Origin of the sequence: Thermus tengchongensis (genome assembly GCF_021462405.1) — a bacterium.
Taxonomy (GTDB): Bacteria; Deinococcota; Deinococci; order Deinococcales; family Thermaceae; genus Thermus; species Thermus tengchongensis.
This window is the reverse complement of record NZ_JAKEDU010000004.1, coordinates 134,774-156,626: the sequence shown is the minus strand read 5'-3', so window position 1 is coordinate 156,626 and position 21,853 is coordinate 134,774. Positions and strand designations below refer to the sequence as shown.

Here is a 21,853-nt window from a genome sequence, read left to right as displayed (position 1 = left end):
AAGACCAAAGGCAAACCGCCTCAGCTTTTGCCGGTGAAGGGACCTTCGCCGGGCGCTCAGTCCACGCTGAAGTAGCGGGCCTCCGGGTGGTGGACCACCAGGGCGCTGGTGGCGTGCTCCGGCTCCAGCTGGTAGCTCTCCGTGAGGCGCACGCCGATCCGGGCAAAGCCCATGAGCCGGTCCAGCTTGGCCTGGTCCGCCAGGTCGGGGCAGGCGGGGTAGCCGAAGGAGTAGCGGGCCCCCTGGTAGCCCTGCTGGAAAAGCTTCCGGATGTCTGTGGCGTCCCTTTGGGCGATGCCCCACATCTGCCGCATCCGCTTGTGCCAGTACTCCGCCAGGGCCTCGGTCATCTCCACGGCGAAGCCATGAACGAAGAGGTAGTCCTGGTAGGACCCCGACTGGAAGAGGGCCTGGGCCTTGCGGGAGGGCTCCTCCCCCATGGTGACCAGCTGCACCCCCAAGACATCCCGCGCCCCCTGGGGGAAGGCGGGAAGCCATTCGGCCTCATCCCGCAAGGGAGGGGCGAAGCGGGGGCGGAAGTAGTCCACGAGGGAGATGCCCCCGCCCCGTTGCCGGGGAAAGCGAAAGCGCTCCAGCACCTCCCCCGTTTCCGGGGAGAAAACCAAAAGCTCCTCCCCCTCCCTCGCCACGGGGAAGAAGCCGTAGAGCACCTTGGGCCTGAGCCACCCCTCCTCCATGGCCTCCTTGAGAAGCCTGCGGAAAACCGGCTCCGCCTCCCGCTCCACCAGGGCCTGCCACGCTTCCCGGCTCATCCCCTTGCGGCTGTAGCCCCACTGGCCCCGGAAGAGGGCCAGCCGGTTCACGTAGTGGGCGACCGTGGCCAGGTCCAGGTCCTCCTCCACCCGCACCCCGAAGAAGGGAGGGCGGGGAATAAAGGGAGCCTCCCCCACGGGTTTGGCCCGGATTACCTCCCTGGGGGCCTCCGGCCGGGGCCTTTGCCCCTCCTTCGGGACCGGAAAGGCCTCCCCGCTAACAATGGCCTCCATGAGCCTAAGGCCCTCAAAGGCATCCTCGGCATAGTAAACGTTGGGGTAAATGGCCTTAAGCTCCTCCACGTAAGAGCGGGTGAGGGCCGCCCCCCCCAGGATCACCGGTAGGGTATACCCCCTATCCCGCATGTACTCCAGGTTTTCCTTCATGACCACGGTGCTCTTGACCAAAAGGCCGGACATGCCCACCGCATGGGGCTTGTGCTCCTCCACCGCCTTCAGGATCTCCTCGATGGGCACCTTGATGCCCAGGTTGATCACCTGGTAGCCGTTGTTGGTGAGGATGATGTCCACCAGGTTCTTGCCGATATCGTGGACATCCCCCTTGACCGTGGCCAGCACCATCTTTCCCCGGCCTTCCCCCCGCCGTTCCATGTGGGGCTCGAGGTGGGCCACCGCCCGCTTCATCACCTCGGCAGCCTGGAGGACAAAGGGAAGCTGCATCTTTCCTGCCCCGAAAAGCTCCCCCACCTCCTTCATGCCCGAAAGAAGGGGGCCGTTAATAAGATCCAGGGGTTTATGGCCTTCCCGCAAGGCCTCGTCCAGATCCGCCTCGAGGCCCCCTTTCCTTCCCTCCACCACCCGGCGCTTCAGCCTCTCCAGAACGGGCAGGGCCTGGAAGGCGTCCTCCTTGAAGACCGGGTCCCCCCGATGGGCCTCAAAGTAGCCCATGAAGGCCAAGAGGGGGTCAAATCCCTCCCGCCTCCGGTCATAGATCAGGTCCAGGGCCAGGGCATAGGCCTCCTCAGGAATCTGGTTTATGGGAAGGATCTTGCCCGCATCCACAATGGCGGCGGTGAGACCCTTTTTACGGGCCTCGTCCAGGAAGACCGAGTTGAGCACCCGCCGGGCCCGGGGCTTCAGGCCGAAGGAGACGTTGGAAACCCCCAGGATGAACCCCACCCCAGGAAGCCTCTCCCTTAGCTCCTCCATGGCCAAAAGGGTCTCCCTGGCCAAAGGGCGGCTTTCCTCGTCCCCTTGGGTGATGGGGAAGGTGAGGAGGTCAAAGAGGAGGTCCTCGGGGCGGAAGCCGTGGTGAAGGGTGAGGCGCTCGTACATGCGCAGGGCCACCCGCACCTTCTCCTCCCGGGTCTTGGCCATGCCCTTTTCGTCGATGGCGAGGGCCACCAAGGCCGCCCCGTGCGCCTTGGCCAGGGAGGCCACCCGGTCGAACCGCTCCAGGCCCTCCTCCAGGTTGGCGGAGTTGAGGAGGACCCGCCCAGGAAGGTGCTTGAGGGCGAGCTCCATGGCCTCGGGGCTGGTGGAGTCCACCATGAAGGGCACGGTGACCGCCGTGGCCAGGTGGGGCAGGAGCCAGGCGAGGTCTTGGAGCTCGTCCCGCCCCGTCCAGGCCACGGAGAGGTCCAGGGCGTGGGCCCCTTCCGCCACCTGCTCCCGGGCCAGGGCCAGGATGCCCTCGAGGTCCCGGGCAAAGAGCATCTCCCGGAAGCGCCGGCTCCCGGTGGCGTTCAAGCGCTCCCCCACCAGGAAAAGGCTGGCCTCTTGGCGCAGAGGAACCGCCTGATAGAGGGAGGCCACCTGGGGGGGGAAGACCTTGGGCCGCGGGGGCGCCGGCTTCCCCTTGATGGCCTCCGCCACCTTGCGGATGTGCTCCGGCCCGGTGCCGCAACACCCCCCCACGGCGTTCACCCCGTACTCGGTGACGAACTTCAGGTGCCAGCGGGCCAGCTCCTCCGGGGTGAGGTCGTAGACCACCTTCCCCCCCTCGTTCCGGGGCAGGCCGGCGTTGGGCAGGCAGCTGACAAAGCGGGTGCTGTTCTCGGCGAAGTAGCGGATCTTGGCATCCATGAGGTCGGGGCCGGTGGCGCAGTTCATGCCCACCACGTCGATGGGGAGGCTCTCCAGGGCGGCCAGGGCCGCCTGCTCATCGGTGCCCACCAGCATGGTGCCCGTGGCCTCGATGGTCACCTGCACCTGTAAGGGGACCTCCCGCCCCACCTCGGCCATGGCCTCCCGCACCGCCAAAACCGCGCAGCGCACCTGCAGGATGTCCTGGGCCGTTTCCAGCAGGATCAGGTCCACCCCGCCCCGGAGAAGCCCCCGCGCCGCCTCCTTGTAGGCGGCGAAGAGCTCATCCCAGGAGATCTGCCCTAGGGAGATGAGCTTGGTGCCCGGCCCCAAGGCCCCGGCTACGAAGGCGCCGTAAGGCTCTGCGGCCTCCCGGGCGATCCTCGCCCCCAGGTAGGCCAGCTCCTCCGCCTCCTCGCCCAAGCCATACTCGGCCAGCACATGGCGCAGGGCACCGAAGGTGTTGGTCTCGATCACCTCCGCCCCAGCCTCGAGGTACGCCCGGTGGATCTCCTGGACCACCTCGGGGCGGGTGCGGTTCAGGACCTCCGGGCACCCGTAGTGGGCCTCCCCCCCGTAGTCCTCGGGGGTGAGGTCCCGCTTCTGCAGCTCGGTGCCCATGGCCCCGTCAAAGACCAGGGGTCTCTGCAAGAGGGCCTTGAGGTAAGGGAACTTCTCCGCCCGGGCCTCCTTGTTGTAGCCAAGCCGCACCAAGGGCGCCTCCCCCCAACCCGCCCCTCCCAGGTGGTGGCGGCAACCGGGGCTACAGGTGTGGACCTCCACCATATCCCGCTAGTGTAGCGAAAAAAGGCGGGCTATGCTAGGCCCATGGACCCCTTCGGCATCCTCTACACGGACCTTTACCAGCTCACCATGGGCCAGGTTTACTTTAGGCTTGGCCTTCACGAAAGGGAGGCTCTCTTTGAAGCCTTCTACCGGAAGAATCCCGACTATGGAGCCCACCAGGCGGGCTACACCGTCTTCGCCGGCCTGGACCCCCTCCTCTCCTGGATGGAAGAGGCCCGCTTCGGCGAAGAGGAGCTCGCCGCCCTCCGCGCCCTCAAAAGCCGAAGCGGTAAGCCTCTCTTCGGCGAGGACTACCTCCGCTACCTCAAGGCCATGGGCGGCTTCTCGGGCCTCACCCTAAGGGCCCTCCCCGAGGGCCGGGTAGCCCACCCCCAGGTGCCCCTCATCAGCGTGGAAGGCCCCCTCCTGCAGGCCCAGCTCCTGGAGACCGCCCTCTTAAACCGCATCAACTACGAAACCCTCATCGCCACCAAGGCCAGCCGGATGCGGGAAGCCGCGGGGGAGGCCCTGGTGCTGGAGTTCGGCCTCCGCCGTGCCCCTGCCAAAGGAGGAGAGGCCGCCACCCGGGCAAGCCTCATCGGAGGGGCCAACCGGTCCAGCGCCGTGAGCCTTTCCCATCTTCTCGGGCTTCCTTCCTCGGGGACCCATGCCCACAGCATGGTCCAGGCCTTCTTGGCCCTGGGCCACACCGAGGAGGAAGCCTTCCAGGCCTTCGCCGAGGTCTTCCCCGACGACACCATCCTCCTTTTGGATACCGTGGACACCTTGGACTCGGGTCTTCCCCACGCCATCCGGGTCTTTGAGCGGTTGCGGCGCAAGGGGCACAAACCGGTGGGGGTGCGCATCGACTCCGGGGACCTCGCTTACCTGGCCATACAGGTGGCCAGGGAGCTGGATAAGGCAGGCTTCCCGGAAACCCTCATCGTCCTTTCCGGGGACCTGGACGAGCTGGTCATCTGGCAGATCAAAAGCCAGATCCAGGAGGAGGCCCCCCGCTACGGGGTGGATCCGGACCGCCTCCTCAAGCGCCTGGTCTACGGGGTGGGGACCCGAATGGTGGTCTCCTGGGGGTATCCAGCCCTGGGAGGGGTCTACAAGCTGGTGGCCATCCGGGGAAACGGCACCTGGGCTCCGGCCATGAAGATCTCCGATTCCCTGGAGAAGGTGCTGAACCCCGGGCACAAGAAGGTCTACCGGGTATACGACCACCGGGGCTTGGCCACCGCTGACCTCCTGGCCACTTTTGACGAGGAGGTCTGCGAGAACCAACCCCTTTGTCTCCGCCACCCCACGGACCCCACCAAGCGCCGCACCTTGCGCCCTGGGGAGTTCACCCTCGAGCCCCTATTGGAGGAAGCCTACCGGGGCAAGCGCCTCTTTCCGCCTCTACCTCTGGAAGTGCTACAGGAAAGGCGGCGAAGGGACGTGGAACGCCTGGACCCGGGGGTGCGCCGCCTGGTGAACCCCCATGTCTACCACGTTTCCCTCACGGAAAGGCTCTTCGCCCTGAAGGAGGAGCTGGTGACCCGCCTGGGCCAGGGGTAGCTCCCTAGGAGGCCTGGCGGAGTTTGGCCTCCTCGAGGGCCCTTAGGGGCTGGTCCAGGTGGGGCAGGTCGATGACCAGCTCCTTCACCCCGCTCCCCGGGGCCTCAAACATGAGATCAACCATGGTCTTCTCCAGGATGGCCCTAAGGCCCCGGGCTCCCGTGCCCCGCTTCAGGGCCCGGCGGGCGATCTCCTTCAGGGCCGCCTGTGTAAAGCGAAGCTCGATCCCCTCCAGGCGCATGAGTTCCTGGTACTGCTTCACCAAGGCGTTCTTTGGCTCGGTGAGAATGCGCACCAGATCGTCTTCTGTAAGGGGATGAAGCTGGACGATGAGAGGAGCCCGCCCCACAAACTCGGGGATCATGCCGAACTTCACCAGGTCTTCGGGGATGACCTCCAAGGGCTCTTCTTTGCTTTGGGTGCGGGTGAAGCCGATGGTGGTGCGCTGGGTGCGGGCCTTGACGATGTTCTCCAGCCCCTCAAAGGCCCCACCCAGGATGAAGAGGATATTCTTGGTGTTCACGGGGATGAACTCCTGGTGGGGGTGCTTGCGCCCCCCTTGCGGGGGCACGTTGGCGATGGTGCCCTCGATGATCTTCAGGAGGGCCTGCTGCACCCCTTCCCCGGACACGTCCCGGGTGAGGGAGGGGTTTTCCGACTTACGGGCGATCTTGTCGATCTCGTCGATGTAGACGATGCCCATCTCCGCCCGCTCCACGTCGAAGTCGGCGTTTTGCAAAAGGCGGAGGATGACGTTTTCCACGTCCTCCCCCACATACCCCGCCTCGGTGAGAGTGGTGGCGTCGGCGATGGCGAAGGGCACGTCCAAGAAGCGGGCTAGGGTCTCCGCCAGAAGGGTCTTGCCGGTGCCCGTGGGGCCGATGAGGAGGATATTGGACTTACCGATCTCCGCCTCCGGATGGAGGAGGCGCTTGTAGTGGTTGTAGACGGCCACGCTCAAGGCCCTCTTGGCCACCTCCTGCCCCACCACGTACTGATCCAGATGGGCCTTGATCTCCTGGGGCTTAGGAAGGCGTGTGGGCCCCTTCGGCCCCCGCTTCTCCTGGCGCAGGAGTTCCTGGGCCCGCTCCACGCAGTCCTCGCAGATATAGACCTCGGCGATGGGGCTTTCCAAAAGCCGTCCCGTCTCCGGAGGACGCAGACCGCAAAAGCTGCAGTGAGGTCTAGGCTTCCTCACGGGTCACCACCTGGTCGATCAGGCCGTACTCCAAAGCCTCCTGGGCGGAAAGGTAGTAGTCCCGGTCGGTGTCCTTTTCCACCTTCTCCAGGGGCTGGCCGGTGTGCTTGGCCAGGATCTCGTTCAAAAGCTTCTTGGCCTTCAAGATCTCCTGGGCCTGGATGGCGATGTCGCTGGCCGTACCCCGCACCCCGCCCCAGGGCTGGTGGATCATCACCTTGGAGTGGGGTAGGGCGTAGCGCCGGCCCTTCTCCCCGGCGGCCAGGATCACCGCGGCCATGCTGGCCGCCATGCCGATGACGATGGTGGACACGGGAGCCCGCACGAACTGCATGGTGTCGTAGATGGCCAGCCCGGCATCCACCTCGCCCCCGGGGGAGTTGATGTAGAGGCGGATCTCCTGATTGGGGTTCTGGGCATCCAGGAAGAGTAGCTGGGCCACGATGATGTTGGCCACCTGGGAGTCTATGGGGGTGCCCAGGAAGATGATGCGGTCCTTGAGAAGGCGGGAGTAGATGTCGTAGACCCGCTCGCCGCGAGCGGTCTGCTCTATGACGTAGGGTATGACCATACCAGTCCCCATTGTAGCGGTAAGCCCAGGGGGAAAAGCCCCCTGGGCCACCATGACGCTCCTACAGGAGCTTGGCCAAGGCCTCCTTCACGGCCTTGTCCTGGATGTAGGCCGCCCGCAAGCGGGCAAGACCCCTCTCCCCAAACTCCCGCCTGAGCTCCTGCAAGGAGATTCCGTAGGAGCGGGCCACCGCCTGCAGGTAGGCCTGCCACTCCTCCTCGCTCACCTCGGGCTTGAGCTCCTCCGCCAGGCGCTCCTTGGCCAAGGACCGCCTCACCCGCTTCAAGGCTTCCTGCTTTAGCTCCTCGCGGAATTTCTCCAACTCCCCTTTCTCCTCCAGGGCTTTCAGGTAGGCCTCCAAGGCAATTCCCTGCGCCGCCAGGTCCTCCGCCAGGTGCTCTAGGAGGTGGCGCTCCTCCGCCTCCAGCATGGAAGGGGGTATTTCCGCCTCCAACCCCTCGGCGAGCTTCTCCAGGAAGGCCCGCTCCCGCGCCTCCTGGTACCGAGCTTCCGCCTGGCGCTTTAGGCTTTCCCGCACCTTCTCCCTCAGTTCCTCCAGGCTCTCCGCCTCGAGGGTCTTGGCGAACTCCTCATCCAGCTCGGGAAGCTCGAGGGTCTTCACCTCCAGGATCTCGGTGCGCACCTCCCGCACCTTCTCCCCCATCTCGTTCAAGACGGGGACCATGACCACCTCCCCCGCCCGTTTGCCCAAAAGGGTCTCCCGCACGTGGGGAAGGGCCTTGGAGAGGTCGATGGGGAACTCCGCCCCCTCCTCGGTGCGCACGAAGACGTGGTCCTTCTCCTGGGCCTCCCGGTCCACAGGCACCAGCTCGGCGTAGCGATGGCGGAGCTCCTCCAAGGCCTTGTCCACCATCTCTTCCGTGACCTCCTCCTGGGCCACCTGGAGGTCAAAGCTCCGCCAGTCGGGAAGCTGCACCTCGGGGTAGTTCTCCACCTCGGCCACGTAGCGAAAACCCTCCCCCTCGCTTAGCTCCTCCTCCACCACCCTCGCCGCCACGGGCACGAGGCCCAGCTCCTGCACCGCAAGGGGATAGGTCTCCTTCACCAAGCGCTCCTTGAGGTCGGACAGGAGCTCTTCCCGACCGATACGGGCCTCCACCACCTTCAAGGGGGCCCTCCCCGGGCGGAACCCCGGGATCCTCACCCGCTTGGCCACGTCCCTAAGGAGGGCCTGGTACCTTTCCTCCACCTTCTCCTTAGGTACCTCCACCCGGACCTTTACCAGATAGCCGGAACGTTCCAGGATTTCCGCCACGCCTCACCTCGCGCTTCAAAAAGGGGCCCCGCCCAGGTGGTGCGAGGAGCGGGACTTGAACCCGCACGGGTTACCCCACCGGATCCTAAGTCCGGCGCGTCTACCGGTTCCGCCATCCTCGCAAAAGGAGGGCGAGGCCCCCCTTTAAAATACCACCCCTTTCGGGGTGGCGGGATTGGGGTGAGCGATGGGACTTGAACCCACGACCCCCGGATCCACAGTCCGGTGCTCTAACCAGCTGAGCTACGCTCACCGCGCTCAGCATCCGCCATTCTAAGGGCCTAACTGCCCTCCGTCAAGGCCTGTAGCCCGCCCTCCAGGCTCATGGCCTCGTACCCTTCCGCCTCTAGGTACAGGGCCGCCACCTGGCTGATTAGCCCCTTTTCGCACACCAAGAGCAAGGGAACCTTGGGCAGGTGGTGCTCCCCCGCCTGGATTTTCTCCAAGGGCACCCACTCCGCGGGAAAGGGTAAGGACGTATGGCGCTTGTCCGCTGGGCGCACGTCCACCACCTTCACCCCCCGGTCCAGAAGGGCCGGGAGTTCCTCGGGTTTGACCCTGCGCATACCCTTGATTGTACCAGGCAAAGGCGGAGCCTTTGCGCAAAGTTATGCAGTAAAGTCCGGGGTATATTGCATAAGAAGTGGTATTCTCCTTGGACAACCCGGGCCAAGTATGTTATCCTCGCCCATTGGGTGCGCGATGCCGCCGAGAAGAGACCTCAAGAAAATCCTCATCATCGGTTCCGGGCCCATCACCATCGGCCAGGCTGCGGAGTTCGACTACTCGGGCACCCAGGCGGTGAAGGCCCTCAGGGGAGCGGGGTACGAGGCCATCCTGGTGAACTCCAACCCCGCCACCATCATGACCGATCCCGAGCTGGCCGAACGCACCTACCTGGAGCCCCTCACCCTGGAGTACTTGGAAAAGGTTATCGCCAAGGAGCGCCCGGATGCCCTTCTCCCCACCTTGGGGGGGCAAACCGCCTTGAACCTCTCCATGGCCCTTCACGAGGAAGGGGTCCTTGCCCGCTACGGGGTGGAGCTTATCGGGGCCAAGGCCGAGGCCATCAGAAAGGGAGAGGACCGGGAGGAGTTCCAAAAGGCCATGCGCAAGATCGGCCTCGAGGTGCCTCGAGGCCAGATGGTGTCCAGCGTGGAGGAGGGCCTCCACTTCGCCCGGGAGGTGGGCTACCCTGTGGTGGTCCGCCCCTCCTTCACCCTGGGGGGCACCGGGGGCGGCATCGCCCGCAGCGAGGCGGAGCTCAGGGAGGTCCTGGGCCGGGGACTCCTCCTTTCCCCGGTACACACCGCCTTGGTGGAGGAATCGGTTCTGGGCTGGAAGGAGTTTGAGCTGGAGGTGATGCGGGACCATGCGGACACCGTGGTCATCATCACCAGCATCGAAAACGTGGACCCCATGGGGGTCCACACCGGGGACTCCATCACCGTGGCCCCCGCCCAGACCCTCTCTGACGCCGAGTACCAGCGCATGCGGGACGCGGCCAAGGCGGTGATCCGGGAGATCGGGGTGGACACCGGGGGCTCCAACATCCAGTTCGCCGTGAACCCCAAGACGGGCCGTCAGGTGGTCATCGAGATGAACCCCCGGGTTTCCCGCTCCAGCGCCTTGGCCTCCAAGGCCACGGGCTTTCCCATCGCCAAGATTGCCGCCCTCTTGGCGGTGGGCTACCGCCTGGACGAGCTTCCCAACGACATCACCCGCAAGACCCCGGCCTCCTTTGAGCCCACCATCGACTACGTGGTGGTGAAAATCCCCCGTTTCGCCTTTGAGAAGTTCAAAGACCTTCCCAACACCCTGGGGGAGCTTAAAGATGAGCTCGGCACCCAGATGCGGTCCGTGGGGGAGGTGATGGCCATCGGCCGCACCTTCAAGGAAGCCCTCCTGAAGGCCCTGAGGGGTCTGGAGCGTGACGTCAGGGCCCTGGCCCAGGTGCGCACGGAGGACCTGGAGCGGAAGCTCTACCCCAACCCCGACCGCATCTATGCGGTCATGGAGCTCCTGCGGCGGGGCATGCCCATAGAGGACCTCCACCAGGCCACCCACATTGACCCCTGGTTTCTTCACCAGATACAGGAAATCGTACAGGCCGAGGGCTGGCTCCAGCTTCATCCCCCCAAGGACCGGGAGGACTGGCGTTTTTACAAGGGCCTGGGCCTCTCCGACGCCCGCATGGGCGAGCTCCTGGGCAAGGAGGAAAAGGAGGTCCGCCAGGAGCGTAAGGCCCTGGGGGTGGTGCCCGTGTACAAGACCGTGGACACCTGCGCCGCGGAGTTTGAGGCCTACACCCCTTACCACTACTCCACCTACGAGCTGGAGGACGAGGTCTGGCCCTCCAGCAAACCCAAGGTGGTGATCCTGGGCTCGGGGCCCATAAGGATCGGCCAGGGGGTGGAGTTCGACTACGCCACGGTGCATGCGGTCTGGGCCCTCCGGGAGGCAGGGTACGAGACCATCATGGTGAACTCCAACCCCGAAACGGTTTCCACCGACTACGACACCGCCGACCGCCTCTACTTTGAACCCCTGACCCTCGAGGATGTCCTGAACCTGGTGGAGCATGAGAAGCCCATCGGGGTCATCGCCACCCTGGGCGGCCAAACCCCCCTGAAGCTGGCCAAGGGTCTTGAGGAAGCCGGGGTAAAGCTCCTCGGCACTCCCTTCGCTGCCATCCATAAGGCGGAGGACCGCCAAGAGTTCAACCGGCTTTGCCGGGAGCTCGGCATCCCTCAGCCTGAGGGCCGGGTGGCAGCCACCCCCGAGGAGGCCTTGAAGCTTGCCGAGGAGGTGGGCTACCCCCTCCTAGCCCGGCCCAGCTACGTCCTGGGGGGCCGGGCCATGCGGGTGCTAGGGAGCCGGGAGGAACTGGAACGCTACCTGGAGGAGGTCTACGAACCCCTTCAGGACAAGCCCTCCATCCTCCTGGACCGGTACCTGGAAGGGGCCTTGGAGCTGGACGTGGACGCCCTTTCCGACGGGGAGGAGGTGATGATCGCCGGGGTGATGGAGCACGTGGAGCGGGCCGGGGTGCACTCGGGAGACTCCGCCACGGTGCTCCCCCCGGTGCACCTTTCCCCAGGCGCTTTGGAAAAGGTTAGGGCTTACACCCGGAAGCTGGCCTTGGCTCTAGGGGTAAAGGGCCTTTTGAACGTGCAGTATGCCGTTTTAGGGGAGGAGGTGTACATCCTCGAGGCCAACCCCCGGGCCAGCCGCACCGTCCCCTTCGTTTCCAAGGCCATAGGGATACCCCTGGCCAAGCTGGCCGCCCTCATCGCCGTGGGGAAAACCCTGAGGGACCTGGGGATCCGGGACCTAGACCCCATACCCCCCTACTATGCGGTGAAAGAGGTGGTCATCCCCTGGCTCAAGTTCCCCGGGGTCGTCCCGGTTTTGGGCCCCGAGATGCGCTCCACCGGGGAAAGCATGGGCATAGACGAGGACCCCTATCTGGCCTACTACAAGGCAGAGCTGGGCGCAGGCCAAAGGCTTCCCCTAGAAGGGCGGGTGCGCTTCATCCAAGAAGGTCTTTCCCCCAAGGAAGCCCGTCGGCTGGAAGAACTTCGGCAGGCCTACCTCGAGGCAGGCTTTACCCTCTCCGAGGGGGAATATGACCTCCTCATTAGCCCCGTCCCCCATCCCGAGTTGAGGCGGGCTGTGGAAAAGGGGCTTCCCTTCATCACCACCTTAGAGGGTGCTTGGTGGAGCCTAAAGGCCATCCTGAGCGCCCGGGAAAGGGACACGGAAGCCCGTAGCCTCCAGGAGTGGCACGGGGTCCTACAGGGAGCCTGAGCCCCGGGTGTAGAATGACGAGCAAATGAAGCTCATCGTGGCCATCGTGCAGGATACCGACGCCCCGGGGCTTACCAAGGCCCTCCTGGAGCGGGGCTTGCAGTCCACCAAGCTGGCCTCCACCGGCGGCTTTCTGCGGGAGGGGAACACCACCTTGCTGATCGGGGTAGAGGACGAAAGGGTCCAAGAAGTGCTGGGGCTGATCCAGGAAAAATGCCGTACCCGGACCCGCCTGGTCACCCGAGGCTTTCCCCTTTCCGAGGCCCCTGACCCCTTCCTGGCCCAGCCGGTGGAGGTGCAGGTGGGCGGGGCGGTGGTTTTTGTCCTTCCCGTGGAGGGGTTTTTCAAGGTATGAGGAGTTGGGCCCTTCTCCTCCTCATGGGGGCGGCCTTGGCCCAGATCGGCAAGCCGGCGGAGGGCTTTCTCCAGGGCATCCTACCCCCTCCGGGAAGCCAGGTCCAGGTGGAGGAGAAAAACCGCCGCCTCCTGGCGGTGGGCTACACCGGGCCCCTGGATGCCGCCTTCCTGGGCCGGTTGGCGGAAAGGGCCACGGGCATGGCCCTCGCCGCCCCTCTCGGGGAGTGGATGGCCAAGAACGCCGGGAACCTCAAAGGGCAACGGGTCAGCCTGATCCTGGGAGAAGCCTTTCTCCTAGACCTTGCGCTCACGGAACCCCTGCGGGCCCGGATAGGCCCTAGGGAAATCCAAGAAACGGCCCTAGGCGAGGACCGATGGGTGCTGGGAGAAAGGGGCCCCATGCTCCGCATCTTCTCGGACTTCCAGTGCCCCTTCTGCCAACGCCTGGCCCATGAGGTGCTTCCCCAGTTGAAACCCCGGGCCCTCAAGGGGGAGCTCCGGATCAGCTACCGCCACTTCCCCCTAAAGGAGATCCACCCCCAGGCCCTCCCTGCCGCCATCGCCGCAGAGTGCGCTGGGGCGCAAGGCGCCTTCTGGCCCTACCACGACCTCTTGATGCAGGGCCGACTTGGGGATTACCTGGGCCTAGCCCGCACCCTTTCCCTGGACCCGCAGGCCTTTGCCGCCTGCCTCAAGGACCCCCAGGTGGCCGCACGGGTGGAGGCGGAGCGGGCCTTGGCCCTCCGCCTGGGGCTAAGGGGAACCCCCTCCGTCTTCATGGGCCCCTACCGGGTTCCGGACCCCTTTGACCTGGGAAGGCTCCTGGACTATCTGACCCTGGCCCGCTAAAGTGTTCGGGATGGAAGGTGAGCTCTTTCTTCTCAAGGACGCCAAAGGCCGAGCCTTCCTGATTCGCCTTAAAGAGGGTGGGGTCTTCCACCACCACCGGGGCACCGTGCCTCACGAGGCAATCCGCAAGGCCGGCCCGGGGGGAAAGGTGTGGACCCACTTGGGGGAGGAGCTTTCCGTTCACCATCCCACCCTGGAGGAGTACCTCCTTCACATGCGGCGTAGCGCCACCCCCACGTACCCCAAGGACGCCAGCGCCATGGTGACCCTTTTGGATCTGGCCCCGGGGATGCGGGTCCTGGAGGCGGGCACGGGCTCCGGGGGGCTCACCCTCTTCCTGGCCCGGGCAGTGGGGCCTATGGGGCTCGTGGAAAGCTACGAGAAACGGCCCCAGCACCTGGCCCAAGCGGAGGCCAATGTAAAGGCCTTCTGGCAGGTGGAAAACGTGCGCTTCCACCTGGGGAGCCTGGAGGAAGCCCCCCTGGAAAGGGAGGGCTTCCACGGGGTGGCCCTGGACCTCATGGAACCTTGGAAGGTGCTGGCCAAGGCCACGGAAGCCCTTTTACCTGACCGCTTCCTGGTAGCCTACCTGCCCAACATCACCCAGGTGCTGGAGCTGGTACAAAGGGCAGAGGGCCTGCCCCTCAAGCTGGAGCGGGTCCTGGAGGTGGCCTGGCGGGAGTGGGAGGTCCGGCTTCCCGTGGCCCACCCCCGGTTCCAACAGGTGGGGCACACGGCCTTTTTGGTGGCCTTTAGGAAATGGAAGGGCTCCTGATCCACGCCCTGTTGCGGGAGCTCGCCCCCGAGCTCCCCGCCCAAAACCTGGGCCTGGCCTTCCCCGACGAGGGGAGCCTGGCCGTCCTCCTCAAAGGCCGCTCGGGGCGCATCTTCAACCTGGTCCTCCGTTACCGCCCCCCAAGCCCCAGCCTGGTCCTGGAGGAGGGCACCCTTCTCGGGGAGCCCAAAACCCCCTTCCAGCGCCAGCTTTGGGCCCGGGCGAAGGGGCCCCTGATGGAGGCAGAGCAGCTCAAGCTGGACCGGGTGGTCCTCCTCCGCTTCGCCGGGGAGAAGGGCTTCGTGGACACCCCCCCTTCCACCCTGGTCTTTGAGGCCACGGGCCGGAACGCCAACCTCCTCCTCCTGGACGAGGCGGGCCGCATCCTGGGGGTGGACCGGGTCATCACCCAAGAGGTGAACCGCTACCGGGAACTCAGGCCCGGCCTCCCCTACACCCCTCCCCCCCCTTACGAGAAGCTGGACCCCCGCACCCTGAAGGCGGAAGACCTCAGGCCCCTCCTGGGCCGGCCCCTCAAGGAGGTGGTGCGCCACGTGGACGGGGTGGGCCTCGAGCTCATGCGGGAGCTGGCCCGCCGGGCGGGCCTCACCCCGGAAACCCCCCTGGACGAGGCCGCCCTGGAAAGGGTCTTCCAGGCCCTTAAGGGCCTGGTGGAAGACCCCGCCCTGCGCACCGCCTTGACGGAGGAGCTCCGGGCGAAGTGGGCGGAGGAGGAGAAGGAGGCCCTGAGAAAGCCCCTCCTCGAGGCCCTGGAAAGGGAGCGGAAGACCCTTTTGGCCCGGCTCGCCGACTACCAAAGGGCCCTGGACCGCCTGGAGGAGGCGGCAGCGCTCCGCCAAAAGGCCGACCTCCTCCTGGCCCGGCTTAAGGAGGTGCCCAAGGGGGCCGAAAAGGTGGTGCTGGAAGGATTTGACGGGAAGCCGGTGGAGGTTGCCCTGGACCCCACCCTCTCCCCCCAGGAGAACGCAAAGAAGCTCTACGAAAGGGCCCGGCGCCTGGAGGCGCTGGCCGAAAGGGCCCTGGACCTCATCCCCAAGACGGAGGCCAAGGTGCAGGCCCTCGAGGGGGAGATGGCCCGCCTCCGCCAGGCGGACCTCGCCGAGCTTCTCGCCCTCACGCGAAAGCCCAGGGAAGGGAAAGGCCCCAAGGTGGGCCTGCGCTACACCTCCCCTTCAGGCTTTGCCGTGTGGGTGGGCAGAAACGCCAAGGAAAACGACCTCCTCACCACCCGCATGGCCCACTCCGAAGACCTGTGGTTCCACGCTCAAGGGGTGCCGGGAAGCCACGTGATCCTTAAGACGGAGGGGAAAAATCCAACCCTGGACGACCTCCTCTTTGCTGCCAAGCTCGCCGCCTACTACTCCAAGGCCAGGGGGGAAACCCAGGTCCCCGTGGACTACACCCGCAAAAAGCACGTGTGGCGCCCCAGGAAGGCGGCACCCGGCCAGGTGCTCTACACCCACGCCAAGACCCTCTTCGTGGAGGGGGCGCTTCCTCAAGAAGGAGGCGAAGGGTAAACTGGACCTTTGTGAAAAGGGTCATGTTCCACGCCAAGATCCACCGGGCCACGGTAACCCACGCAGACCTACACTATGTGGGCTCGGTTACCGTGGACCAGGACCTTTTGGATGCCGCCGGCATCCTGCCCTACGAACAGGTGGATATCTACGACATCACCAACGGGGCCCGGCTCACCACCTACGCCTTGCCTGGGGAACGGGGCTCGGGGGTGGTGGGGATCAACGGGGCCGCCGCCCACCTGGTGCACCCAGGGGACCTGGTGATCCTGGTGGCCTACGGGGTCTTCGAGGAGGAGGAGGCCAAAGGCCTCAAGCCCAAGGTGGTGCTGGTGGACGAGAAAAACCGCATCCTGGAGGTGCGCGAAGGGTGAGGCGCCTCCGGCTCTACCTGGAGCTTTTGCGCTTTGAGCACACCCTCTTCGCCCTCCCCTTCGCCTACGGGGGGATGCTCCTGGCGGCGGGGGGCTGGCCCGGGGGGCGCACCTTTCTCCTGGTCACCCTGGCCATGGTGGGGGCCAGGACCATGGCCATGGCCCTGAACCGCCTCATCGACTGGCGGATCGACGCCCTGAACCCCCGCACGCAAAACCGCCACCTGCCCCGGGGGCTGGTGAAGCCCTGGGAGACCCTCCTCCTGGCCCTTTTGGGCCTGGCCCTTTTGGTCTATGCGGGCCTGGCCCTGAACCCCCTCACGGCCAAGCTCCTGCCGGTAGCGGTCCTCTTCCTCACCCTCTACAGCTACACCAAGCGCTTCACCTGGCTCTGCCACTACGTCCTGGGCCTCACCATTGGGGCGGCGGCCGCGGGGGGGTGGATCGCGGTCACGGGGAGCTTCCACCCCACCGCCTACGCCCTTTGGGCCGGGGTGGGGCTTTGGATCGCGGGGTTCGACATCCTCTACGCCACCCAGGACTACGCCTTTGACCGGGCCTACGGGGTGAAGAGCATCCCCGCCCGCTTCGGCATCCCCTTGGCCCTCTGGATCGCCCGGGCCACCCACCTCCTGGCCTGGCTGGCCTTTCTCTTGGCGGGCCTGGGCTACGGGGCGGGGGCGTGGTACTACCTGGGCCTGGTTCTGGTGGGCCTCCTCTTGGTCCTGGAGCATCGGCTGGTCTCCCCCGAGGACCTCTCCCGGGTGGACGTGGCCTTCTTCCAGGCCAACGTGGGGGTGAGCCTGGGGATGTTTCTCTTTATCGTCCTGGACCTCTTTCTCTGAGGGCGTCCCGGGGTAGGCTGAGGGCATGGAGGGGATCCGCAAGGCCGCAGAGAGGGCCATCCGGGAGTACCTGGAGCTCTTCCCCATGGAGCGGGGAAGCCTCTTCGTTCTGGGGGGCTCCACCAGCGAGGTTTTGGGGGAGAAGGTGGGGACGAGGCCGAGCCTCGAGGCCGCCGAGGCCATCCTGGAGGGCCTCCTACCCCCCCTCCGGGAGCGGGGAATATGGGTGGCGGTCCAGGGGTGCGAGCACCTGAACCGGGCCCTGGTGGTGGAGCGGGAAGCCGCCCGGGCCTATGGCCTGGAGGAGGTCACCGTCTACCCCCACCCCAAGGCGGGGGGGAGCCTGGCCACCGCCGCCTTCTTGCGTTTCCAAGACCCGGTGATGGTGGAGTCCCTGAAGGCCCAGGCCCATGGGGGGATGGATATCGGCGGCGTCCTCATCGGCATGCACCTGCGCCCGGTGGCCGTGCCCCTGAGGCTTTCCCTGCGGCGGATCGGGGAGGCCATCCTGATCGCCGCCAAGACCCGCCCCAAGCTGGTGGGCGGGGCCCGGGCGGTCTACACCCGGGAGGAGATGCTCAAGAAGGTGGAAGAATATCGGCAAAGGCCTCTTTGAAAAGGGCCGCCACCCCCAGGGCTTCGTAGCGGTCGTAGTGGCCCATGAGGGAAAGGCGGAAGATCTTGCCCTTGAGGGGCCCTTGCCCCCCGGCGATGACCGCGTGGCGGCGGGCGAAGGCCTCCTTCACCGCCTTGTAGGGCACCCCCTCCGGCAGGTGGAAGGCGGCCACCGCCGGGCTCCTCGCCTCGGGCACCGCCAAGAGGCCCAGCTCCTCCCCCACCTGGTAAAGGAGGTCGTTCTGCCAGGCCTTGAGGGCCAGGTGCTCCTCCAGCCGGGGTAGGACCTCTTCCAAGACCGCGGCCACTGCCCCCACCAGGTTGATGGCCGGGGTCCAGGCGCTCTCCCCTTCCCGCTGGGCCTTGAGTTCCCGGGAGAGGTCCAGGTAGTAGCCCCGGGGGCGGAGGCGCTCCAGGGCCCTTGGGCTTAGGGCCACGAAACCCAGGCCCGGGGGGCACATGAGGCCCTTCTGGCTCCCGGAGGCCGCGGCGTCCACGCCCCAGGCCTCGAGGGCCACTTCCCGCACCAAAAGGCTCGTGACCATGTCCGCCCCCACCAGGCCCCCGGGGTTGGCCTCCTTGAAGGCCCGGGCCAGGGCGGGAAGGTCGGCCAGGGCCCCGGTGGAGGTCTCGGAGTGGACCAGGAGGAGGCCCGCATACCCTGGCCTAGCCACCCTCTCCGGGGTGGGCACCTTTCCGTAGGGAAGCTCCAGGCGGTCCACCTCCAGCCCCGCGCTTTCCGCGATCTCGGCGAAGCGCTCGGAGAACTTGCCGTAGACGGGCACCAGCACCCTTTCCCCAGGGGCGAAGAGGTTCAGGACCAAAGCCTCCATGGCCAGGGTACCGCTTCCCGTGAGGATCAGGACCTCTCCTTGCGTGCGGAAGGCCTCCCGGAGGAGGGTGCGGGCCTTGAGGAAAAGCTCCCGGGCGGGCTCGGTGCGGTGGTGAAGCTGGGGGCGGGCCAGGGCCTCCAGGGCCTTGGGGTGGAGCCGCACGGGTCCGGGGGTGAGGAGCCAGTCCATGGGGAAAAGCTTAGCGCAAGACCCCGCCCACCAGGCGCTGGCGCACCCGGCCCGCCAGGAGGAGGAGGCCAAAGAGGATGGCCCCAGGGCGCGGGGGGTCGCCGGGCACGTAAACGTCCACAGGCACCACCCGGTCCACCCCGCCCACCACCTCGGGGCTACCCGCAAACACCCCGCCGGAGATGGCCTCGTTGCCCACGGCCACCACCCCCTTGGGCTCGGGCACGGCCTCGTAGGTGCGCCGGAGGGCCTCGGCCATGTTGCGGCTCACCGGTCCCGTGACCAAAAGGGCGTCGGCGTGCCGGGGTGAAGCCACCACGGAAAAGCCGAACCGCCCCATGTCGTTGAAGGGGTTGCCCGCAAGGGCCACCTCCGAGTCCGCAAGGCCTGTGTCCCCAGCGCTCACCTCCCGGAAGGCCAGGGTAGGGAGGGCCAGCTCGGGGCGCGGCGGGGGCGGGGGACCGGGGTCCAGGAAGGTGCCGCGCTCCAGGTCCACCCGCTGAACCAGGTCCTCCTTACGGGTCACGGCCACCTCCAGGCGCTTCATCTCCCCCACCGCCTCGGGGCGGGCCAGGGCGCAGCGCCCGCAGCCCACACAACGGGCCAGGTCCAGGCCGAAGGTCCGCCCCTCCCGGAAGAAGGCCCCGCTGGGACAAAGGCCAAGGAGCGCCTCCTGTGCTTCCTCCGTGAGGCCCTCGGGGCGCAGGAGGGGGTAGCCGAAGGCGTGGTCCGGCACCCTGAGGAGGTCCTCGAGGGGCCGGGCCAAACGACCGATGCGCAACGTTTGCATTAGGCTCATATTCCACCTAAAGGTCGTTGCCCGCGTAGGACAGGTCGAAGGACTTGTTGCAGAGGGGAAAGTCGGGCAGGCCTTCCCCCCGTACCGCCAGCTCCAAAGCCCGCCAGTTCTTGAAGGAGGGATCCACCCCTTCGGCCAAGGCCACCTCTCCCCCCGCCACCCGCACGAACCAGAAGACCTCCCCCCGCCCCGCCTCCACCCGGGCCATGGCCTCCCCGTCCCCGGGGGGCAGGTCCTGGGCCAAAGGGCCCTCGGGAAGATGGGTGAGGAAGTGAAGGGCATAGTCCAGGGCCTGCAGGGTTTCCTCCGCGTAGACCTGGGCCCGGGCCAGGACGTCCCCCCCCTGGCGCACCACCGGCTGGAAGCTCAAGTAGGCGGGGTCGTCCTGCCGGAGGTCGCGGGCCACCCCGCTGGCCCGGGCGGTGGGCCCCACGAAGCCCAAGGCCTCGGCCTCCACCCGGCGCACCACCCCTACGTAGCGCATCCGGTCCAGCACCTGGGGGTGCTTGAGGAGCCGGGGCAGGAGGCGGGCCAGCTCCTCCCGATAAAGAGCCAAGGCGGAGAGGTCGGGCCGCCCTTCCCGCCACACCCCTCCCACCCGCAGGAAGTTGCGCCCGTAGCGGTGCCCGGTGAGGCGGTCCAGCTCCCCTTGGAGGAGGGCCCGGATGCGCCCCACCTGGGTGGCCCCGTAGGCGTAGCCGATGTCGGTGAAAAGCCCCGCCAGGTGCCCAAGGTGCCCGAAGGCCCGCTCCAGCTCCAAGGCCGCCCGGCGCAGGGCCTGTGCCCGGGGCGGGGCCTTCCGCCCCAAGGCTTCCTCCCAGGCCTGGGCGAAGGCCAAGGCGTGGGCCAGGGGCTCACTCCCTGCGCGCTCCACCAAGAGGAGGGCGGCCTCAGGACCCTTGCCCGGGAGGAGGGCCAAAAGGCCCCGGTGCTGGTAGCCCAGGCGGATCTCCAGGTTCACGATCCGCTCCCCCAGGACGCTGAAGCGGAAGTGGCCAGGCTCAATGATGCCGGCGTGCACCGGACCCACGGGCACCTCGTGCAGTTCCTTGAACTCGCGGAAGGCGTAGGGCAGGTCGTGCCGACGCAAGGGCTTTGGGTCCGGATGCCCTTCCGGGGTGTACCCCCGCTCCCAGAGGGCCCGCTCCCACCAGTCCATGGCGGGGAACTCCGCGGCCAGGCTGGGGAAGCGCCTTCCCTCTCCGAAGCGAAACACCCTCACGTCCCGCCCCACCTCCGCCACCAAAACCACCCCCTCCCCGTCGGGAAAGAGGGCCACGGGGCGCCCCTCCCTCAAGGCTTCCTTCACTGCGTCCACAGCACCACCTCCAGGGCCTGGAAGACCTCCACCGGCGGGCGGACCCCCAGGAGGAAGAGCACCGCCAGAAGCAGCCACAACGCCCACAGGTCCAGCCCCTGGGCTTTCCAGGGGCGGCCCGGCCCAAAGCCCATCTGGGTCATGGGACCGAGGAGGCCCGCAAAGGCCAAGCCCAGCCCCACCAGGTACCAAGCCGCCAGCAGGGGGTAGCGCATGGCCGCCTCCACCGCCTTGAACTCCGCAAAGAAGAGGGGGAAGGGAGGAAGCCCCCCCAAGGCCGCCAGGGCCAGGACGAAGGGTACCCCCAGAGCGGGGAGGGAACGGAAAAGCCCCCCCACCCGCCCCACCTCCTTGGCGTGGCTGAGGGCCAGGATGCCGCTTGCGCCCAGAAAGGCCAGGGTCTTGGCCAGGGAGTGGGCCAGGGTGTGGAAGAGGGCCAGCCAAGGCAGGCCCAGGCCCAGGGCGAAGACCGCCAAGCCCATGTGCTCCATGCTGGAGTAGGCCAGAAGGCGCTTGTACTCCTTCTGCCCGTAGAGGAAAAACCCCGCCGCCAGAAGGCTCAGGAGGCCGAAGGCCAAGAGGAGGCCGGAGGCGAAGGGAAAGAGCCCTGCGGCCTGCATGAGGGCGGTGTAGCGCAAGAGGGCGTAGAAGGCCACGTTGAGGAGGGTTCCGGAAAGCAGGGCCGAGGCCGGCCCTGGGGCCTCGGCGTGGGCGTCTGGGAGCCAAGCCTGCAGGGGGAAAAGCCCCACTTTGGTGCCGAAGCCCACCAGGAGGAGGGCGAAGGCCAGCTTGAGCCCCTCGGGGTTGGCGCTCCCTACCAGGGCCCGGGCCTCCCGCCAGTCCAAGGTGGCCCCCGAGAGAAGGGCGTAGACCAGGATCACCCCAATCAGCCCCAGGGCGATGCCCACACTCCCCAGCATGAGGTACTTCCAGGTGGCCTCGAGGACCCTCGCTCCCCCCTTGTGGTACACGAGAAGGGCCGAGGCCAGGGTGGAGCCCTCCACGAAGATCCAGAGCACCCCCAGGTTGTGGGCCAAATAGGCCCCGTGGGCCGCCCCCAGAAAGAGGCCCCCCGCCCAGTAGAAACGCCAGGCCTCCTCCTCGCTGAAGTAGCCCCGGGCGAAGAGGGCGATGACGGCGTAGAGGAGGTCGGTGAGCAGGAGGTAGAAGAGGCCCACCCCATCCAGCCGGAAGGGGCCCGCCATCTGGCCCAGAAGGAGGGGGGCCAGGAGGGCGGAGAGGATCGGGAGCAGCACCGAAAGCCGCACCAGCGCCCCCTTATCCCGGCGGCCCAGGAAGACCAAAAGGGGTAGTAGCAGGAGCCCGTAGAGCATC

Annotated in this window: 18 protein-coding genes and 2 tRNA genes; 9 read left to right on the top strand and 11 right to left on the bottom strand. The window is 66.8% G+C overall.

Annotated elements, in window-relative coordinates; translation table 11 throughout:
• Window positions 1–56: 56 nt before the first annotated feature.
• Window positions 57–3,605: a methionine synthase gene (metH, locus tag L1087_RS06990; protein ID WP_234558241.1), complete on the bottom strand. Its 3,549-nt coding sequence runs from the start codon at window positions 3,603–3,605 to the stop codon at window positions 57–59.
• A gap of 42 nt (window positions 3,606–3,647) precedes the next feature.
• Here metH and L1087_RS06985 point away from each other — a divergent pair, with 42 nt between their 5' ends.
• Window positions 3,648–5,171 carry a nicotinate phosphoribosyltransferase gene (locus tag L1087_RS06985; RefSeq protein ID WP_234558240.1) on the top strand — a complete coding sequence of 508 codons (1,524 nt, stop codon included), beginning with the start codon at window positions 3,648–3,650 and terminating at the stop codon, window positions 5,169–5,171.
• A 4-nt stretch (window positions 5,172–5,175) separates the two neighbouring features.
• On the opposite strand, the gene clpX is transcribed toward L1087_RS06985, so the two are convergent.
• The 6 genes from clpX to L1087_RS06955 all read right to left on the bottom strand — a co-directional run bounded on the left by clpX (window position 5,176) and on the right by L1087_RS06955 (window position 8,782).
• Entirely contained in the window at window positions 5,176–6,369 is a 1,194-nt protein-coding gene (clpX, locus tag L1087_RS06980) for an ATP-dependent Clp protease ATP-binding subunit ClpX (RefSeq protein ID WP_038042293.1), read from the bottom strand.
• Window positions 6,356–6,940: an ATP-dependent Clp endopeptidase proteolytic subunit ClpP gene (gene clpP / locus L1087_RS06975; protein WP_038031487.1), complete on the bottom strand. Its 585-nt coding sequence runs from the start codon at window positions 6,938–6,940 to the stop codon at window positions 6,356–6,358. The genes clpX and clpP overlap by 14 nt, the downstream gene beginning before the upstream one ends.
• Before the next feature lie 61 nt (window positions 6,941–7,001).
• Window positions 7,002–8,216, bottom strand: a complete 1,215-nt coding sequence (gene tig / locus L1087_RS06970) for a trigger factor (RefSeq protein WP_135342923.1) — start codon at window positions 8,214–8,216, stop codon at window positions 7,002–7,004.
• A 37-nt stretch (window positions 8,217–8,253) separates the two neighbouring features.
• A tRNA-Leu gene (locus L1087_RS06965) sits at window positions 8,254–8,338 on the bottom strand.
• 54 nt (window positions 8,339–8,392) lie between these two features.
• Window positions 8,393–8,469 (bottom strand) — tRNA-His (locus L1087_RS06960).
• Between the two features lie 28 nt (window positions 8,470–8,497).
• Window positions 8,498–8,782 carry a rhodanese-like domain-containing protein gene (locus L1087_RS06955; RefSeq protein WP_038042286.1) on the bottom strand — a complete coding sequence of 95 codons (285 nt, stop codon included), beginning with the start codon at window positions 8,780–8,782 and terminating at the stop codon, window positions 8,498–8,500.
• A 136-nt stretch (window positions 8,783–8,918) separates the two neighbouring features.
• Between L1087_RS06955 and carB the strand changes: the two genes are divergently transcribed.
• The 8 genes from carB to L1087_RS06915 are packed head-to-tail and all read left to right on the top strand — an operon-like array spanning window position 8,919 to window position 17,380.
• Window positions 8,919–12,026: a carbamoyl-phosphate synthase large subunit gene (gene carB, locus L1087_RS06950; protein WP_234558239.1), complete on the top strand. Its 3,108-nt coding sequence runs from the start codon at window positions 8,919–8,921 to the stop codon at window positions 12,024–12,026.
• Between the two features lie 25 nt (window positions 12,027–12,051).
• Complete coding sequence (locus L1087_RS06945; RefSeq protein WP_038042283.1) at window positions 12,052–12,381, top strand: cyclic-di-AMP receptor; 330 nt, start codon at window positions 12,052–12,054, stop codon at window positions 12,379–12,381.
• Entirely contained in the window at window positions 12,378–13,232 is an 855-nt protein-coding gene (locus L1087_RS06940) for a DsbA family protein (RefSeq protein WP_038042281.1), read from the top strand. The genes L1087_RS06945 and L1087_RS06940 overlap by 4 nt, the downstream gene beginning before the upstream one ends.
• A 10-nt stretch (window positions 13,233–13,242) precedes the next feature.
• Complete coding sequence (locus L1087_RS06935; protein ID WP_234558238.1) at window positions 13,243–14,007, top strand: tRNA (adenine-N1)-methyltransferase; 765 nt, start codon at window positions 13,243–13,245, stop codon at window positions 14,005–14,007.
• On the top strand, window positions 13,992–15,545 hold the full coding sequence (locus tag L1087_RS06930) for an Rqc2 family fibronectin-binding protein (RefSeq protein ID WP_234558236.1): 1,554 nt from the start codon (window positions 13,992–13,994) through the stop codon (window positions 15,543–15,545). Before L1087_RS06935 ends, L1087_RS06930 begins: the two co-directional genes overlap by 16 nt.
• Before the next feature lie 23 nt (window positions 15,546–15,568).
• Window positions 15,569–15,919, top strand: a complete 351-nt coding sequence (panD, locus tag L1087_RS06925) for an aspartate 1-decarboxylase (RefSeq protein WP_234558281.1) — start codon at window positions 15,569–15,571, stop codon at window positions 15,917–15,919.
• Window positions 15,916–16,764 carry a menaquinone biosynthesis prenyltransferase MqnP gene (gene mqnP / locus L1087_RS06920; RefSeq protein WP_234558235.1) on the top strand — a complete coding sequence of 283 codons (849 nt, stop codon included), beginning with the start codon at window positions 15,916–15,918 and terminating at the stop codon, window positions 16,762–16,764. Before panD ends, mqnP begins: the two co-directional genes overlap by 4 nt.
• A 25-nt stretch (window positions 16,765–16,789) precedes the next feature.
• Window positions 16,790–17,380: a TIGR01440 family protein gene (locus L1087_RS06915; protein ID WP_234558234.1), complete on the top strand. Its 591-nt coding sequence runs from the start codon at window positions 16,790–16,792 to the stop codon at window positions 17,378–17,380.
• Here L1087_RS06915 and L1087_RS06910 read toward each other — a convergent pair.
• From L1087_RS06910 to L1087_RS06895, 4 genes are read right to left on the bottom strand one after another with little or no spacing between them, the layout of a single operon-like run.
• A complete protein-coding gene (locus L1087_RS06910) occupies window positions 17,343–18,401 on the bottom strand; it encodes a pyridoxal-phosphate-dependent aminotransferase family protein (RefSeq protein ID WP_234558233.1) in 1,059 nt (352 codons plus the stop codon). The genes L1087_RS06915 and L1087_RS06910 overlap by 38 nt on opposite strands.
• Before the next feature lie 10 nt (window positions 18,402–18,411).
• Window positions 18,412–19,200: an NADH-quinone oxidoreductase subunit NuoB gene (gene nuoB, locus L1087_RS06905; RefSeq protein ID WP_051913560.1), complete on the bottom strand. Its 789-nt coding sequence runs from the start codon at window positions 19,198–19,200 to the stop codon at window positions 18,412–18,414.
• A 7-nt stretch (window positions 19,201–19,207) separates the two neighbouring features.
• Window positions 19,208–20,518 carry a hydrogenase large subunit gene (locus tag L1087_RS06900; RefSeq protein ID WP_234558232.1) on the bottom strand — a complete coding sequence of 437 codons (1,311 nt, stop codon included), beginning with the start codon at window positions 20,516–20,518 and terminating at the stop codon, window positions 19,208–19,210.
• A complete protein-coding gene (locus L1087_RS06895; protein ID WP_234558231.1) occupies window positions 20,506–21,852 on the bottom strand; it encodes a proton-conducting transporter transmembrane domain-containing protein in 1,347 nt (448 codons plus the stop codon). Before L1087_RS06895 ends, L1087_RS06900 begins: the two co-directional genes overlap by 13 nt.
• Between the last annotated feature and the right edge of the window lies 1 nt (window position 21,853).

Excerpts from the sequence above, each read along its gene's own strand:
- metH (WP_234558241.1), bottom strand. The coding sequence starts at position 3,605 with ATGGTGGAGGTCCACACCTGTAGCCCCGGTTGCCGCCACCACCTGGGA.
- L1087_RS06985 (WP_234558240.1), top strand. The coding sequence starts at position 3,648 with ATGGACCCCTTCGGCATCCTCTACACGGACCTTTACCAGCTCACCATG.
- clpP (WP_038031487.1), bottom strand. The coding sequence starts at position 6,940 with ATGGTCATACCCTACGTCATAGAGCAGACCGCTCGCGGCGAGCGGGTC.
- L1087_RS06955 (WP_038042286.1), bottom strand. The coding sequence starts at position 8,782 with ATGCGCAGGGTCAAACCCGAGGAACTCCCGGCCCTTCTGGACCGGGGG.
- carB (WP_234558239.1), top strand. The coding sequence starts at position 8,919 with ATGCCGCCGAGAAGAGACCTCAAGAAAATCCTCATCATCGGTTCCGGG.
- L1087_RS06945 (WP_038042283.1), top strand. The coding sequence starts at position 12,052 with ATGAAGCTCATCGTGGCCATCGTGCAGGATACCGACGCCCCGGGGCTT.
- L1087_RS06940 (WP_038042281.1), top strand. The coding sequence starts at position 12,378 with ATGAGGAGTTGGGCCCTTCTCCTCCTCATGGGGGCGGCCTTGGCCCAG.
- L1087_RS06935 (WP_234558238.1), top strand. The coding sequence starts at position 13,243 with ATGGAAGGTGAGCTCTTTCTTCTCAAGGACGCCAAAGGCCGAGCCTTC.
- L1087_RS06930 (WP_234558236.1), top strand. The coding sequence starts at position 13,992 with ATGGAAGGGCTCCTGATCCACGCCCTGTTGCGGGAGCTCGCCCCCGAG.
- panD (WP_234558281.1), top strand. The coding sequence starts at position 15,569 with ATGTTCCACGCCAAGATCCACCGGGCCACGGTAACCCACGCAGACCTA.
- L1087_RS06915 (WP_234558234.1), top strand. The coding sequence starts at position 16,790 with ATGGAGGGGATCCGCAAGGCCGCAGAGAGGGCCATCCGGGAGTACCTG.
- L1087_RS06910 (WP_234558233.1), bottom strand. The coding sequence starts at position 18,401 with ATGGACTGGCTCCTCACCCCCGGACCCGTGCGGCTCCACCCCAAGGCC.
- nuoB (WP_051913560.1), bottom strand. The coding sequence starts at position 19,200 with ATGAGCCTAATGCAAACGTTGCGCATCGGTCGTTTGGCCCGGCCCCTC.
- L1087_RS06895 (WP_234558231.1), bottom strand. The coding sequence starts at position 21,852 with ATGCTCTACGGGCTCCTGCTACTACCCCTTTTGGTCTTCCTGGGCCGC.